Genomic DNA, 16,125 nt, shown 5'->3' on the forward strand with positions numbered 1-16,125 from the left:
ACTGACAGACCGTTTTCGCGAGCAGGCTCGCTCCCACAGGGCGTATTTCACTGGCTCAGGCGATTTGAGCCTTTGAGGCGACTTCATCAAACGTCACCTCATCCAGCGCATCCTGCTGCTCATCCAGCACCTGACGCGGGTGGTCGTTGCCGGGGATGCTGCTGTCGATCAGGCTCAACAGGCTGGAGCCGCGCGGGGTCAGAATGAAGTTGTTGCCAGTACTGCCCTCGTGATCCGGCCGCGGCTCGATGAATCCGCGCTCCAGCAAGAGCTTTTCATAATCACAGGCCAGGGTTTTCAAGTGATCGAGATTGTCGATCGGCTCGCCGGCGCTGGCTTTCTCGGCCGCATGATCTTCGGCATAAGCGCGGGGAGCGAAGCTTTGGCCAGCGCTGTTCTGCACTTCATGCAGCAAACGTTCAATCAAATCCCAGTTATAAGTCGTCATCCTGATCCAACCTCCGGTGCGGGTGATTTTGTGCCGCTTTCAAGGTTGTGACCGAAGCGCTGCGCAGCCGTTCAGCAGTATTTCCGGACCCGACCGACCGGCGGCTGTCGATTCCCTCGCACGATGAACGACTAGGCTGAAACAGCCGGTTCAACTCGCAGGAGACATGGTCATGAACGTTACAAACCATCCGGTAGTATCGCGCAAAGAATGGCTCGCCGCCCGTCAGCAGCATCTGGCCCGCGAAAAAGCCTTCACCCGGGAACGCGATCGCCTCAGCGCCGAGCGCCGCGCCCTGCCGTGGGAGAAAGTCGACAAGGACTATCATTTTCAAGGGCCGAACGGCGAGCTCAAGCTCAACGACCTGTTTGGCAACAACAGCCAGTTGATCATCTACCATTTCATGTTCGCCAAAGGCTGGGAGCAAGGCTGCCAGGGCTGCTCGTTCCTCAGCGACCACATCGACGGCGCCAACCAGCACCTGGCCCATCACGACGTCGCGGTGGTTGCAGTTTCCCATGCGCCGTTCAACGAGTTTCAGGATTTCAAAAAGCGGATGGGCTGGAAGTTCGACTGGGTTTCGTCAGAAGGTTGCGATTTCAATTACGACTTCGGCGTCTGCGCCCGGGCTGAAGACGTCGCCGAGGGCAAGGCTACCTACAACTACGAAAAAACCGACAGCGCCGAGGAAGAAATGCCGGGGTTGAGCGTGTTTTATCGCAACGACAAAGGGGAGATTTTCCACACCTATTCCACATACGCGCGCGGTCTGGACATGCTGGTTGGCGCTTACCACTATCTGGATCTGACGCCCAAGGGCAGGAATGAAGACGAGATCATGGAATGGGTGCGGCATCATGATCGGTATGAAGGCGGCAACCAATCAGACTGCTGCCATCGTCAGTAATCGACAGGGCAGCCGCAACCGGAAGTACCCGGGCTGAGCCCGAGTACTACTACAGGCGACGGTGTCATTGCCTGGCTTCCCGCTTGGTCTGTTCAATCAATGGCCGATACTGGTCATATAGCGCACCATAGTTGACAACCAATGCCGGGGGCATGGTGCCGAGGTTTTCAATCAGCGTCATATCCATGCCACCTTTGGCAATGATCAGCTTATCCATCCAAGTATCATGCAAGGTGGCAAAGGCATTCATCCCCGGTACCGAGTTGGCAATATTACTGATCAAAGTGCCGTGGCAGACAGCCAGCAACGATGCACACTCTTTATTCAGACCAATATTCTTGCCCTCGACCCATTCGCCATTGATCCATTCGCGAGGCACCAGACCATCTTCAAGCTGCGTGAATTCCGGGCCACCTGGGCGATCTTCGCCTGGGCGGATGTCCGGTCCACGACCGGTCCAGTACGCATAGATTTCTGCCAGCGCCCCCGTGCCGGCAATGGTCAGCCAAGACTTGTCGCTGCCGTCGCCAGTCAGCAGCCCCTTGAGTGCGGTATTGACCGCATAAGCCTTGAGTCGCTCGGTGACACTTTGAGTGATCAGGTTGCCCTGCGGCCCGACCACTTTCCCCCAAGTGTTGGTATAGGAACCGGCGCCGGCAATGATCGCCGCCGTGACATAACTCTTGATGTTTTCTTCCGAAAGCACGTCTTTGAGTGTGTCAGCGAGATTGCCCTTGTTGTTGATGGCGCTGACCGCCGCCGTACTGGCCATTGAGGTAATCACCGCAGTCAAGGCAACGTTGCCAACGCCGGCAGCGGTGGTCGCTGTCGCTGCCGCGAAGGTCGATCCGGTACCGGACGCCAGAGTGCCGCCGACTGCCGCGCTCGCTGCGCCCGCCGTCAACACCGTAACAATGATCGCCACGGCAATCGCGGCGCCCATGCCCATGCCGGAACTTTCGTAATCCCACTGGTCATGCACTTCCTTGATCATGCGCCAGTCGATGTCGCCGCGGTTCTGCATGTCCTTGAGCCATGCCAGTTGCGGGTCAGCCTTGACCATCGCATCGATGCTATCGGCCACGGTTTTCTGGGTGACTTCCTTGACGTCGATACGAATGTCGCCGGCCGCCTTGATAACGATGTCACCGGCCGCCAGCAAATGACTCTGGCGAATACTTTCATCGGTCTGCCCGGCGCCTTTGGCCGAGGTCCAGGCCAGACTGCTCTTGCTTTTCTCGTGGCTCTCCTTTTTCAGGTCGGTGACACTCTCGAAGCTCAGGTCACCGCCGCTGCTGATGGTCAGGTCCTTGCCAGCCTTCAGGCTGGCTGCCTGATAGAGCTGATCACCGCCACTGGCGATCGTCAGATCGCCGCCACTGCTGATTTCACTGCCGATGTGGGTAACCGTGGTCACCTCGTCACGCCGGGTTTCCTTGCGTCCCAAACTGCCTTTTTTCTTTTTGTCGTACAGCGAATAGTCATAATCCTCGGCAGCCAGCACGTTGATGTCGTTGCCGGCGAACAGATAGGCTTCGTCGCCAGCGGTGATCCGGCTCGACACCACGGTCAGGTCTTTACCTGAGGTGAACCCGGCCTTGCCACCGGCACTGATTGAACTGGCAATCTGATCGATGTGGTCTTCCTGCGCGGTGACCTTTTTCGATTTGTAATAGGAGTGGGATTCCTCTTCGGCCGAGGCGATCAACAGATCACGGTCGGCGCTCATGCCGATATCACGCTGGGCGCTGATCTGACTGCCAATCACCGACAGATCCCGACCGGCATTGACCGTCAAATCCCGACCGGCCGTTGCAGTCGAACCGACCTGGTGAACGCTGCTGGTAGTGGCGCCGGTAAACGCGGAGTTGTTGCTTTGCGCCGATACGATGCTCGCGTCGCGTCCCGCCTCGATCACGGTATCGCGCCCACTGGTCAGGGCGCTGCCGGTACTGATGAAGTCGCGGCCGGCACTGGCTTTCAGATCATTGCTGGCCTCGATGCGCGATGCATTGTCGAGGTACTCACGATGCTGCGAGTAGCCCTGTGAGGCAAAACCGCTGCTGGTCACCGTGCGCTCGTTGATTATGTCGCCCTTGACCGCGACCAGATTGACATCGCGCCCGGTGATGATGCCGCCCGATTGGTTGACGATGCTGTTACCAGCCAGTAAATCGAGACGGTTGCCCGCCTCGATCAGGCCGCTGTTGACCAAGTCATTGCCAGCGGCTGCGGTCAGGTTATTACTGGCACGCAGGGTGCCGGTGTTATGCAGATCCTCGCCGGCAATCAGTTTCACGTTGGTGCCCTGGATCAACGCGCCATTGGGCGCCAGGCGATTATTGGCCTGCGCCAGATAGAGCACCGGCACCAGCACTTTCTCGCCATTCACTTCGTGTTCTTCGAGCCAGACGATGTCGTGGGTCAGCGCCGCCACCTGCTCGGCGGTGAGTGTCACCCCGACCGACAGATTGAGCTGATCCTTGCTGGCAATGGCATTGTTCATCAGGTACTTGAACAAGCCTTCATCGGAAGTCTGACCATCGATGAATCGCTGCCCGGTGCGCTCGACCACCGCCTGCTGGATCAAGCGCTGTTCGTACAAACCATCGCCCAGGCGCTTGGCACTCTGGTCGGGATCGTAACCGAGGTTGGCCAGCAGATAATCGGAACTCATGAACTGCTTAAGCTCGGTCAGGACCGGGTTGGTTTCAATCAGATACTTATGCGCGTTCGAAGGGGCCCGGGTATCGGGCAACCCCTGAACCCGGGCCAGTGTCTGGCTGGCGTTGTCCTTGAGCGAAGTGCTCGGTGTGCCGCCCGACGGGCCGCCGCCGAACTGAACGCTGGTATCAATGGCGCTCTGGCCGCTGCTCGGATCTGCGCTTTTACGATCGACTGTGCTCAGTTGCCGATCAGTCACGCCGACCGCGTTGATCGCGTCGAACGTCAGTGTCCGTCCGCCGCCCGGCACATCAACCTGACGCAGAGTCTGCGTGACCGAGGCGCCGCCAATCGTCCAGTTCTGCGAACCACCGGGCAGCGGCGCCGCGCTTTCTGAACTGGCACCTTGACCGCTCAAGCGGAACAGGCCGTTCTGCCCGCTCGGCAATGCGAACCCGGGGGAGGCCAACGGGTTGACTTGTTGCTGCGCAAGGTCTGGCGGCAACTGGCGGTTGAGGCTGATAACGGTAGGTTTGGCCCCACCCCCCGCGCGCGTGTCGGCTGTCTTTCCCGGGCCTGCCGCGGTTGCACTGAACGACTTCAGCTCGCCATTACTGATGTTGTTGGTCGCGTTGATCGCTACGTTGCCACCGGCCTGCACAATCGCCGGGACGTAGGTCTTCCCCGCCGACTCGGTAATGACCGTCTGGAACGGCGTGGCGTTGATGATTTCCGCCGGCGCCTGCACGCGAACACCCGAAGCATATTGGGAGGCTCCGAAGACGATATCGCCGCCACCCCACACATCATTCGAATACGTGCCGATGTACTGTGTCCGGATTTCCCCAACATGCGGGTTGTTTCTGATCCAGGGTGTCACTTGGGACTCTACGCCACCGGCCGTCCAGAAACGGATGTCCTTGTTGTAGCCCGCGTCATTGTGGCTGTTGTAATTGACGATCTGATCCCACAACTCGGGCTTGGGCGCGCTGTTGGTGATGTACTTGAGCGACGAATAGCTGCCCAGTGAACTTCCGGAGTTGTTGAACGTATCGACATTGATGGTGATGTCGGACGACGCGGACACCGTGGAGTTGGAGTTGATGAATTCTGACCCGGTGACGCTCAGGTTACGTCCGGCGGTGATGCTGGATGCATCGGCATCCCCCGAGACTGTGACGTTGAACGTTTGCTGCCAGACCAGGTGTGAATCAACGTCCTCCATGTGCTTGGGCCGGGCTGAATCACAGTTGAAGCAGCGCACACCGATGGACGAAGAATCGCCCTCGGTGGTGGTGACGCTGAAGTTTTCCATCTTGTTGTTGACGACTGCCGACTTCAGCGACATGTCGCCGGTGGACTCGATGCGCCCGGACAGGTTGTCAACCCGGCCTGCACGGTCGGCGCCGTTGTAACCCAGTACATTGATGTCACCCAGGCTGTAGAGGTCGCTGTAGGTGTTGGTCAGGGTGCCGACCTGCAGATTCATATGACCACCGCTGAACAGCAGTGAACCCTGATTGACGCGGATGCGGTTGTTGCTCAGGTTCTGCGCGTTGATCAACATGTTTTTGGCACTGGCCAGGGTGCCGAGATTAATGACCGTACCGGCTCTGATTTCCATTGCATCGGCGGAGGTGAGCCGGCCCATATTGGTCAACGGGCCGCCCACATTGAGCTTGGTCAAACCGCCTCCAGCCACACTGGCAGCCTCGTTGACAGTCAGTTGCGCCGCGCCAAGCGTCAGGTCACCTACGCTTGAAACCCGGCCATTGCCGCCGTAACTGCCGGTCAGTTGCACATCCAGCGTGCCGTCACTGGCGATCAAGCCGTCGTTGTTCCAGTTGCCACCGCGCCCTTGCAGGTGCGTGGATGCCAATATCTGACCACTGGCAGTCTGGCTGAAATTGTTGACGTTCACGTTCAGCCGGCCTGCCTGAATCACGCTGGAGTTGCTCCAGCTATCAGCATTGAGTGTGAGCCCGCCGCGGGTGACGATGCTGCCGCCTGCGCCGGTGACATTGGCTGTGGAAATGTCAAACGTGCCCTCGCCCAGATGCAGCAGTTGCCCGCCGCTGTTCTGAAAGCTGCCGACGGCCAGCGTCAAATCGGTGTTGCCGGTTTCCACTACGCCGTTGCGATTGTCTAGCAGTCCGCCAATCTGGAACACGGTTTTGCCGCTGTTGCTCAGCGAGCGCAGCTTGCCGGTCTGGTTATCCAGACTGGCCGCCTGGACTGTCAGGATGGTGTCACTTTCGATGACACCGCCGCGGTTGTTCAAATCGTTGAGCAGAGCCAGATCGATACGATTAGCAGCGATTTGACCGACACTGTTGTCCAGTCGGCTACCACTCACGCTGAGCAGGTTTTTTGCGTAAATACCGCCGTTGCTGTTATCCATCGCCGCCGTGGTAATGCTCAAATCCGCGGCCTGCGCCGAAATCCGCCCGCCGCTGTTGCTCAACCCGGCCAGAGCGGTGACTTTGAGGCCCTGCGCCTGAATGATGCCGCCCTGCCGGTTGTTATTCAGGTCGACGCCGTTGCGCAGGACGCCAACAGTGCGTGCTTCCAACAGGCCTTTTATGCTCGCCAGCACGCCGCCACGGTTGTCAATGCTGGCCGCGTTGACACTGACAGCGCCGGTTTCAGCAATGATTCTGCCGCTCTGGTTATCGAGGTCGGCGATGACATCAAGCGTCAAACCGTTCTGGCTCTGGATCGCGCCTTTGGCGTTGCTCAGACTGTTGGCCTTGAGTACCAGGCCGGCGGTCTGGCTGTAGATCAAGCCATCGGCATGATTGAGCACCGCCCCACTGGCACTGATGGTCAGCTCGCCGCTGGCGGCAAGGGTGCCCTTGTCGCTGTTGTCCAGCGACTGCGTCTGCAGGTCCAGCGTGCTCTGGCTGATCAGTTGACCGTTGCGGTTGCCCAGATCGGTAACGCCTTTGATGCTCAAAGGCCCCGCGCCGGCCAGTTTGCCGGCGCTGTTGTTCAGTTGTCCGGAAAGCTTGAGGTTGATCGCCGCATCACTGACGATCTGCCCGTTACGGTTGTCCAGCCCTGTCGCGCTGACCTCGATCGCCTGTTGCGCATTGACCGTACCGCCGACGTTACTCAGTGCACCACTGTTGATATTCAGTGTCGCGCCGCTGTCGATCAGACCGCCCTGAGCGTTACTCAGCGTTCCATCCACTGCCAGTGTCTGGCCCTCGCCACTGCTGATAATGCCCTTGTCGCTATTGTCCAGACTGCCGGCCGAAACGTTCAGCGTGCCATGACTGACCAGCGCGCCAGAACCGCTGTTGAGCAGTTCGCCCTGCAGTGCCACGCGCACATTGCCGTTGCGACTGGAGAGCGTGCCACCGGCGCGGTTATCGAGGCTGGCACCTTTGACGATCAGACCTTCCCAACCTGAAATCAGGCCGTTGCGGTTGACCAGAGCCGTACCGTCGACGGTCAGTTTCTGGCTGCTGATCAATTTGCCAGCGTTGTTGATCACGGTCCGTGCAACCACGTCGAATCCGAGGCTGCTGGAGATTTCGCCACTGTCGTTATTGAGATCACGCAGACGTTCAAGGGTCAGCAAGCCGTTGGCTGTGAGCAAACCGTTGCGGTTGTCGAGGTCACCACCGGCCAGGTTCACCGTGACGGCCTTTTCCCCCAGCAGCCGGCCGCTATTCTGGGTCAACGCGTTCAGCGCGAGATGGATATCGTCCTTGGCCGACACCTCGCCGCCGTTGCTGGAATCCAGAGTGGTTCCGGTCAGTGACAAAGTCCCCCGGCTGTTGATCAGACCGTTGTTACGGTTGTTCATCGCCATGGCGTTTAACTTGATGGCGTCCACCGCCAATATCATCCCGCCATCATTGTTCAAATCGCCGCTGCTGATGTGCAGCGCCGTATCGGCGTTGATCACGCCACTGGCATCGTTGCGCAACATGCCGTCGACGGCCAGATCAAAATTGCCTCGGCTATCCAGGCTGCCACCGCTGTTGTTCAAACTGCCGCTGCGCACGTCAATCGACGTCGCACCGATGACGCCTTTGACGTTATTCAGCGCATTGGCAATGCGTAACGTCAGACCCTGGCTGCTTAACAGCTTGCCGTTGCTGTTATCCAGACTTTGCGCAGTCAAGGTGAAGGCTTGTTTGCTGGAAATCTCGCCCCCCTGATTATTGACGCCGTTCAGTTGTTTGAGCAGCAAGGCACCGGGCGCGTTGATAAAGCCATTCTGGTTGTTCAACTGGCCATTGTTCATGTCCAGGCTCAGACTGGTTTTGCTGAACAATTGGCCGCCCTGCTGGTCAAGGCCGGTCACCGATGCGGTCAGCGCATCTTCGCTGCCGATACGTCCTCGGTCACCGTTATTGACCAGAGTGGCCTGCAGATCCAGCGTGCTGGCGCTGTTGAGTTGCCCGGACTGACTATTGTCAAACATTCCGGTGTTGACCGTCACCGCGCCCTTGGCGCTGATCGTGCCGTTGTGACTGTTATCCAGACGGGTACTGGCGAGCTTGAGCGCGCCATCGGTCACCAGTGAACCGCCCTGATTATCGACCGCGGCCTGACTGTCGAGCGTCAGATCTTCAGCGCTCGACAAACTGCCCTGGGTGTTGCTCAGTTGCGCCGTTTTGACCGTCAACTGGCGTTCGCTGCTGACCTTGCCGTGGCTGTTGTCGAATGCACCGCTCAGATCCAGGTGCGCCTGCTGCAGGCTGAACAGATTGCCACCGCTGTTATCCAGCACGCGTCCGTGCAAATCGAGCAGGGATCGGGAATTGATCAGACCGCTGTTGCGATTGCGCAGCTGATCGATTGTCAGCGTGAGCGCCTGACCCGAGAAAATCTGTCCGGCATCGCTGTTGTCGACTTTGTCGGCGGCAATCGCCACGGTCGAGTGGCTGGTGATTTCGCCTCCACGATTATCTATCTCGCCGCTATTGATAGTCAGGGCCTGCGTGGCCCCCAAAAGACCACCCAGGCGATTATCGAGTGTTTCGGCGGTCAGACCGAGGACGCCGGTGGCAATCATCTGGCCTTTCTGGTTATTCAGGCTCTTTGCGTTGACGGTGGCATCGGACTTGCCGGCGATGTTGCCACTGGCGTTATCCAGAGTCTGCGCAGTAAGCGTGAGTTGTCCGTCGGCAATGACTGTACCGAGCTGGTTGGCAAGGGTTTTGTCGGTGACCAGCAACAACTCGCCGCGACTGCTGATCAAGCCTTCGTGGTTGTCGAGACTGTCGCTATGACTGTCCAGTGATGCACCGGCCATAATGCCTTTGATGTTGTTCAGCGCTTGCTCGATCCGCAGCGTCAGATCCCGCTGGCTGAGCAGTTTGCCACTGCTGTTATCGAGGTCATGCGCTGCCAGCGTGAAGGCTTGCTGACTGGAAATTTCACCGCCCTGGTTGTTCACGCCGTTGAGGTTTTTCAGCAACAACGCACCGGGTGCGTTGATCAGACCTTTCTGGTTGTTCAACTGGCCGTGGTTCAGATCAAGGGTCAGATCGGCCTTGCTGAACAGTTCACCGCCCTGCTGATCCAGCCCGCTGACAGACATCGTCAAGGCCTGCTGGCTGGCGATTCGTCCTGAGCCGTTGTTGACCTGTTTGGCCTTGATATCCAGCGCAGCACCACTGATCATCTGACCGCTATGGCTGTTATCGAAGTCGCCGCTGTCAAGTCGGGCGACTGCCTTGCTGGAGATCAAACCTTTCTGGCTGTTATCGAGACGGTCGCTTTTGAGGGTCAAAGTGCTGTCAGTGCTGATCGAACCCGCTTGATTGAGCAGATCGCCACGACTGTGCAACAGCAGCTCACCGGCACTGCCCAGACTCCCGGCACTGTTGTCGATACGACCGGCACGAATGGTCAGTGCACCCTCGCTGCTGACGAGGCCCTGGACGTTGAGCAAGGCTTCGTCAAGTGCAATGTCCAAGCCGTTGAGACTGTCGAAATTGCCGTTGCTGTTATCCAGCACGCGGCCCTTCAGCGTCGCCGCCCCTTTGACACTGATCAAGCCTTGGTTCTGGTTGTTGACGGAAGCGACTGCCAGCGTCAGGTTCTTGCCAGCGAGCACCTTGCCGGCGTCGGCGTTGTTCAGATGCTGTCCGGTGATGGTCAATGACTCGCTGGCAGAGAACTCCCCGGCGCGGTTGTCGATCTCTTCGACATTCACCGTCAATGCTTTCGTGGTTCCCACCAACCCGTTGTTGCGGTTATCGAGGGTCTTGCCGGTGAGGCTCAGGTTGCCCTGCGCCACCAGTGCACCGCCCTGCTGTTGCAAAAGACCAATCGTGGCGAGCAGATCACCCTGACTGGAAATACGCCCCAGCGCGTTTTGCACCTCGGCAATCGTGAGCGTGACCGGGCCGACAGCACTGATCAAGCCGCCGCTGTTATCCAGACGTATGCCGGAGTAAGCGATCGCGGCCTTGCCGCTGACCTTGCCTTTGTCGCGGTTGTCGAACTGACCGACACTCAGCGTCACTTGCTGATCAGCCTGAATCGTTCCGACGCGGTTATCCGCCGAATCACTGCGCAGTACCAAGGTGGTTTTGCCAATGACTTTGCCATCGCGGTTGTCGAGACTACCGGTCTGCGCATCGATGGCGCCTTTGGCAGTAATCTCGCCCTTGTTACGGTTGTCGAGCAATCCGCTGACACGCACGCTCAACCCACCATCGCTGACCAGCGCACCGGCATCTCGGTTATCCAGACTGGCTGCGCTGAAACTCACCCACTTTGCGGAACCGAGCACGCCGTCTCGGTTGTCCATGGCACCGCTGAGGTCGATATCCAGGCCCAGATCGCCAAGAACTTGACCGCTGCGGTTGTTCGCCGAACCGGCGTTGAGCCGAGTGGTACCGCTGCTGGCAATCTCGCCGTTACTGTTGTTCAGTGCTGCCGCCGTGATGACGGTGGTTTGCCCACTGAGGCGGCCACCCTGGTTGTTCAGGCTCTGCGCGGCGCTCACCGTCAGGTTACGGCTGGCGGTCAGACTTTTACCGGTGTTGTCGAGGGTCTTTGCGATGAGGCTCAGATCACCAGTTGTGTTACGGCTGCCATCGGCGTTGACACCGGCTTCGATGGCACCGGTGTTGGTCAGTTGGCCGCCGGCGCTGAGGGAGACGTTGTCGCGGGCCGCGAGGGTCTGGCGGTTGGTCAGATTGTCTTGGGTTTGCATGTTGGCGCTGGTGCCGGCGTAAACCGGGCCGCGGGCATCGAGACTGGCGGCTTTGACGTTGACCGCGCCCGTCGCGGACGTATCGGCCAGACTCAACTGACCGTTGGCATCGAGCTGAATATCACCGCCACTGGCGATGAGTTTGCCATCGAGTTTCACCCCGACCCCGGCCTCGGTGCCGACCAGTTTGATCGCCCCGGCGTACATGCCACCGAGTGCCGCAGAGTCGATGGCCAGTTGCGGCTGGGCGCTGCCATCGTCGGCGCGGGCGGTGGCGTCGAGGGTTTGTGCGTTGACGTCGTTGCGCCCGGCAACAATCGTCAAATTCTGTGCCTGAAGTTGCGCGTTGATCTTTGCGCTGCGGGTGATGATTTCGAAATGATCAACGTTGCTCGCATTAAGCCCGGTACCTTCGATGACCACAGAACCTTGATCAACCTGAAAGCGATCCAGCCGACCGTTCTCGAGTACCGGCTTACCAGTGGTCAACGTCACCCGTGGTGCGTTGATAAACCCGCAGCCGTTGCAGGTGATGCCGTACGGGTTGGCGACGATGACCCGCGCTGCCTGCCCCGCCACTTCGGTGTAGCCGCGCAATTGGCTCGGGTTGCCACTGATGACCTCGTTGAGAATCGCCTGCGCCGAACCGCTGCTCTTCAGGTTAGGGTTGCCGATGATGTGCCCGCCCAGTTGGGTGGCGGAAGTCTGTGTCGAGCCGTTGTTGAGGATGACGCCCTGGGCCCCAACGTTGTAATCATGAAACTGGTTGTGCGACAGACCGCTGGCATTGGGCGTGGCAATGTTGATGATCGGCACGCCGTTACCGGCGCGATCCAAAGACGTATTCGGGTTGGCCACTACAATGCCGTCGGCCTGTGCCCACATCGGTTGCCAGAACATGACGTTGGCCAGCAGGAACGCCAGCCCGCGCTTGGGCATCCCGCAGAAATGCGCGCCGTCTTGGAGGGCGTCGCGGCGTGGTTGCACGATAGAGGAGTGGTGGCGGACATCCATGTTGTGGGTCTCATGCAGCGGATTGATCGGCAAAATCGACAGACAAAACGATCCATACCCGGCCATAAATGAACCGGCCGGTAACAACGCATGACAAATTGGGGAGGGTTCGCCTTGGTCAGAACGTCCAAGGCTAGCGAAAACGAACGCAGAATTAGTCTGCGACAAATGCTTTCAGTCCCTCGAAAACACACACTGACATCAATGTGACACCCTGATAGTAGAGTGCCATCATTCTGACGTCAACAAGTCACCAACACGCTTTTTTCAATAACGCTCTGGGACGCGGCTTTTCGCTTGATCGCGGTATTTTTCTGAAGATCACCACTATTTGGTGACACGATTTAATCGTCAAACGTTTCAACAAGGAACTTTTCCGGTGCTTCAGACCTCAACCGTTCAACCCGCCTTAACCGGAACTGAGGCCTGCCCATGAAAACCCTGATCAAGCTGTCCCTCGCCGCCACCCTTGCCTGCGCCCTGCCCGTCTGGGCCTGCACGCCGGAAGAGGCGACGATCAAACGCGAACAACTGGCCAAGGAAGTCTCCAGGCTCACCGAGCAGAATCCGGCAAAGGCCAAGGAGATCAACGCCGAGTTGCAGAAAATGGATCTGGACACGGCCAGCGCGGATCTGCCGGACAAGTGCCAGCTGATCGATCAGCGTTTGAAGGAACTGGGGTCGGCGGAGAAGAAAGCCGACAATTGAGACGAAAAAAAACCGGACAATGTCCGGTTTTTTTATGCGTTTAGAACGCGTTATTCAGCCGCTGGCTCGGCTGGCTTGCGGCGCTTGAGCGGGGCCATGCCGTCGCTGCTGACAAGGGAATCCGGCTTCGGCCGGTTCACGCTCTTGCGCTTGGTCGGCGTCTTGGCGGCGGTTTTCTTTTTGTCGCCCTTGGCGTCAGTCTTTTTCTTTTTCACGCCGACGGCTTTGCCCGAGGCCTTGACCTTTTTCGGTCCGCCGTAGGTGCCTTTGACTTCCTTGATGGTGCGGCGCTCGAAGCTCTGCTTCAGGTAGCGCTCGATGCTCGACATCAGGTTCCAGTCGCCGTGGCAGATCAGCGAGATCGCCAGACCGTCGTTGCCGGCGCGGCCGGTACGACCGATGCGGTGTACGTATTCGTCGCCGCTGCGTGGCATATCGAAGTTGATCACCAGATCCAGACCATCTACATCCAGACCACGTGCCGCAACGTCGGTCGCGACGAGGATTTTCACACCGCCCTGCTTCAGACGATCGATCGCCAGTTTGCGATCCTTCTGGTCTTTCTCACCGTGCAGCACGAACGCCTTGTATTCCTGCGCCACGAGGCGGCCGTAAATGCGGTCGGCCATGGCGCGGGTATTGGTGAAGACAATGGCCTTCTGGTAGGTCTCGTTGGCCAGCAGCCAGTTCACAATCTGCTCTTTGTGCTGATTGTGGTCGGCGGTGATGATTTGCTGACGAGTCGTCGAGTTGAGCTGGCTGACGGCGTTGAGCTGCAGGTGCTCCGGGTTGTTCAGGACCTTGGCGATCATCTCGCGCAGGCCGGAACCGCCGGTGGTGGCGGAGAACAGCATGGTCTGCTGACGGTTCGGGCATTCATCGACCAGACGCTGCACGTCTTCGGCGAAACCCATGTCGAGCATGCGGTCGGCTTCGTCGAGCACCAGCACTTCGACTTCTTTCAGGTCGAGGTTGCCGGCATTGAGCTGCTCGATCATCCGCCCCGGGGTGCCGATGAGGATGTCCGGCACTTTGCGCAGCATTGCCGCCTGCACCTTGAAGTCTTCGCCGCCAGTGATCAGGCCGGACTTGATGAAGGTGAACTGCGAGAAGCGTTCGACTTCCTTCAAGGTCTGCTGGGCCAGTTCACGGGTCGGCAGCAGGATCAGCGTCTTGATGCTGACGCGGATCTTCGCCGGGCCGATCAGGCGATTGAGGATCGGCAGGACGAAAGCGGCGGTTTTGCCGCTACCGGTTTGCGCCGTCACCCGCAGATCACGCCCCTGGAGCGCCAGCGGGATGGCCGCGGCTTGCACTGGCGTTGGCTCGACAAATTTCAGCTCGGCCACGGCTTTGAGCAGGCGTTCGTGCAGGGCGAATTGGGAAAACACGGGTGCTACCTCGAAGATATGCAAAAAAACAGCTGCATAGGTTACCGGTTTCGAGCGCTCAGGCCGAGTTTCTTTGTGCAAACGGCGACAATCAGTGGTTTTTTTGTTGCCCGATTTGTCACTCGCTGCAATACACAGCGTCTTAAATGCTCTAATCGGCCCTCGCGTCTTACAGAAGAAATGTTCCGCTTATGGATATCAAACAGCTCTGGCTCAAAGCCCAAGGCCTCTGGGGCACGCTCGAAGAGCACCCACTTCTGCAATCGGGACTGGCGCTGCTGGTGCTGCTGGTCATCGCGCTGGTGCTCGGACGAGTGGCGCGTTACCTGATCCTGCACGCCAGCCGCATGCTCGGCCGCCAACCGGCGCTGCACTGGATCAACGACTTTCGCCACAACAAGGTGTTTCAACGACTGGCGCAGATGACGCCGTCGCTGGTGATCCAGTTCGGCCTGCACCTGGTGCCGGAGCTGAGCAAAACCGCGATGAATTTTCTCGGCAACGTCGCGCTGGCGTTCACCATCCTGTTCCTGCTGCTGGCGGTCAGCGCCCTGCTCAACGCCCTGCTCGACATCTACGCGCGCACCGAGCATGCGCGTACACGCTCGATCAAAGGCTACGTGCAACTGGCGAAAATGGTTTTGTACGTGTTCGGCGCGATCATCATCGTCGCCACCCTGATCGACCGCTCGCCGCTGTTGCTGCTGTCGGGTCTGGGTGCGATGTCGGCGGTGATTCTGTTGGTCTACAAGGACACCCTGCTGTCGTTCGTCGCCAGCGTGCAACTGACCAGCAACGACATGTTGCGCGTCGGCGACTGGATCGAGATGCCGCAAGTCGGTGCCGATGGCGACGTGGTCGACATCACGCTGCACACGGTCAAGGTGCAGAACCACCCGTGAGTTTTTACCGATTGACTAATCCCTGTGAATTCCTCAAAAAAATGGACAACTGTGTCCCAGGTTTCCTAGAAGCCAAGCCCGAAGCTCTCCCTCCCTTTACGCTTGGTTAACAGGTAGCCCAAATCCCCCAACAGGTGGGTTGAGGCCCAACGACCAACGTCTTCTAGCCGACAACAAAAAAAACCAACTGGCTGGTGCGCGCTGCACGGCTATTACAGCCCCCTCATAGGCAAAAGAGGCCCATCCTCGAGTGCTATTCGCTTGGCTAATGAACTGCTGAGAGATCAGCACACTCAGACCGATGGGAGTCATACCCACTAGGCTAAAGAAAGAGAAAGGGGTGGGGTTGAAAGTGCGGTAGCCGAATGAACATATCTCAGTCGATTTGAGGTGCATACATGTGCGATCCAGATCTCAACCTAGTCTCTGCGAGTCCTTGCCCCCCCCCCAAGAGCGTGACCCCAACACAGAACAGTTCGGTTCCACAGGTTCCTCTCGACTAATGGAGCAGGCGTCCCTAGATGCCACGTTGACAGTCCTACCCTGCTGATGAAGCGTCCGTGTCTCGAGCTTAGGTGGGCATCGCCCAGGAAACCCGCTGCTTGGGGCGAACCGAGCCGACTTGAGGCCATTCAGGCTGTGTTCATCCCATTGCCCTTCAGCCCTGTACTCGTCTCAGAAAATGTAAACCCACCCTCACCAACAGCCCGCTCTGCGACCGTTCATCGATAACTTCCCTTATCTAACTGAGATCCCGATCTCAATCCGCTACGACGCTATATCTTCCACATCTGCTAATTATATATATCCCACGCCGACAACCATTTTGATCTGCGATCTGATCCCAAAAAAGTCAAAGCCTTGATTTACAAGACCTAGAGGACAAGCCATATGAAAAAACGAAA

General features: G+C 58.4%; 5 protein-coding genes and 1 pseudogene. 3 read left to right on the forward strand and 3 right to left on the reverse strand.

The genetic code is table 11. The features are described from left to right. Positions 1 to 55: 55 nt before the first annotated feature. Positions 56 to 448 (reverse strand): transcriptional regulator, encoded by a 393-nt coding sequence (locus F8N49_RS16225; protein ID WP_122691640.1) that lies wholly within the window; start codon positions 446 to 448, stop codon positions 56 to 58. A 172-nt stretch (positions 449 to 620) separates the two neighbouring features. Between F8N49_RS16225 and F8N49_RS16230 the strand changes: the two genes are divergently transcribed. Further along, the gene (locus F8N49_RS16230) at positions 621 to 1,355 is read left to right on the forward strand and encodes a thioredoxin family protein (protein ID WP_151551908.1); all 735 of its coding nucleotides are present in this window, start codon (positions 621 to 623) and stop codon (positions 1,353 to 1,355) included. Between the two features lie 64 nt (positions 1,356 to 1,419). Here the strand turns inward: F8N49_RS16230 and F8N49_RS16235 are convergent, their stop codons facing one another. Beyond that, on the reverse strand, positions 1,420 to 12,219 hold the full coding sequence (locus F8N49_RS16235; RefSeq protein WP_151551909.1) for a filamentous hemagglutinin N-terminal domain-containing protein: 10,800 nt from the start codon (positions 12,217 to 12,219) through the stop codon (positions 1,420 to 1,422). Between the two features lie 432 nt (positions 12,220 to 12,651). On the opposite strand from F8N49_RS16235, the gene F8N49_RS16240 reads away from it, so the two are divergent. Then, positions 12,652 to 12,927 carry a hypothetical protein gene (locus F8N49_RS16240; protein WP_071174732.1) on the forward strand — a complete coding sequence of 92 codons (276 nt, stop codon included), beginning with the start codon at positions 12,652 to 12,654 and terminating at the stop codon, positions 12,925 to 12,927. Positions 12,928 to 12,977: 50 nt separating this feature from the next. On the opposite strand, the gene F8N49_RS16245 is transcribed toward F8N49_RS16240, so the two are convergent. Further along, the gene (locus tag F8N49_RS16245; RefSeq protein ID WP_024012040.1) at positions 12,978 to 14,318 is read right to left on the reverse strand and encodes a DEAD/DEAH box helicase; all 1,341 of its coding nucleotides are present in this window, start codon (positions 14,316 to 14,318) and stop codon (positions 12,978 to 12,980) included. A 191-nt stretch (positions 14,319 to 14,509) separates the two neighbouring features. Here F8N49_RS16245 and F8N49_RS16250 point away from each other — a divergent pair. Next, a pseudogene (locus F8N49_RS16250) lies at positions 14,510 to 15,211 on the forward strand (mechanosensitive ion channel family protein); the annotation flags it as partial. Positions 15,212 to 16,125: the final 914 nt, after the last annotated feature.

This window comes from Pseudomonas sp. GXM4 (genome assembly GCF_008923895.1).
Classification (GTDB): domain Bacteria; phylum Pseudomonadota; class Gammaproteobacteria; order Pseudomonadales; family Pseudomonadaceae; genus Aquipseudomonas; species Aquipseudomonas atacamensis.

Bases quoted from the DNA above. Each gene is read 5' to 3' on its own strand.
- F8N49_RS16240 (WP_071174732.1), top strand. From the start codon at position 12,652: ATGAAAACCCTGATCAAGCTGTCCCTCGCCGCCACCCTTGCCTGCGCC.
- F8N49_RS16225 (WP_122691640.1), bottom strand. From the start codon at position 448: ATGACGACTTATAACTGGGATTTGATTGAACGTTTGCTGCATGAAGTG.
- F8N49_RS16235 (WP_151551909.1), bottom strand. From the start codon at position 12,219: ATGGATGTCCGCCACCACTCCTCTATCGTGCAACCACGCCGCGACGCC.
- F8N49_RS16230 (WP_151551908.1), top strand. From the start codon at position 621: ATGAACGTTACAAACCATCCGGTAGTATCGCGCAAAGAATGGCTCGCC.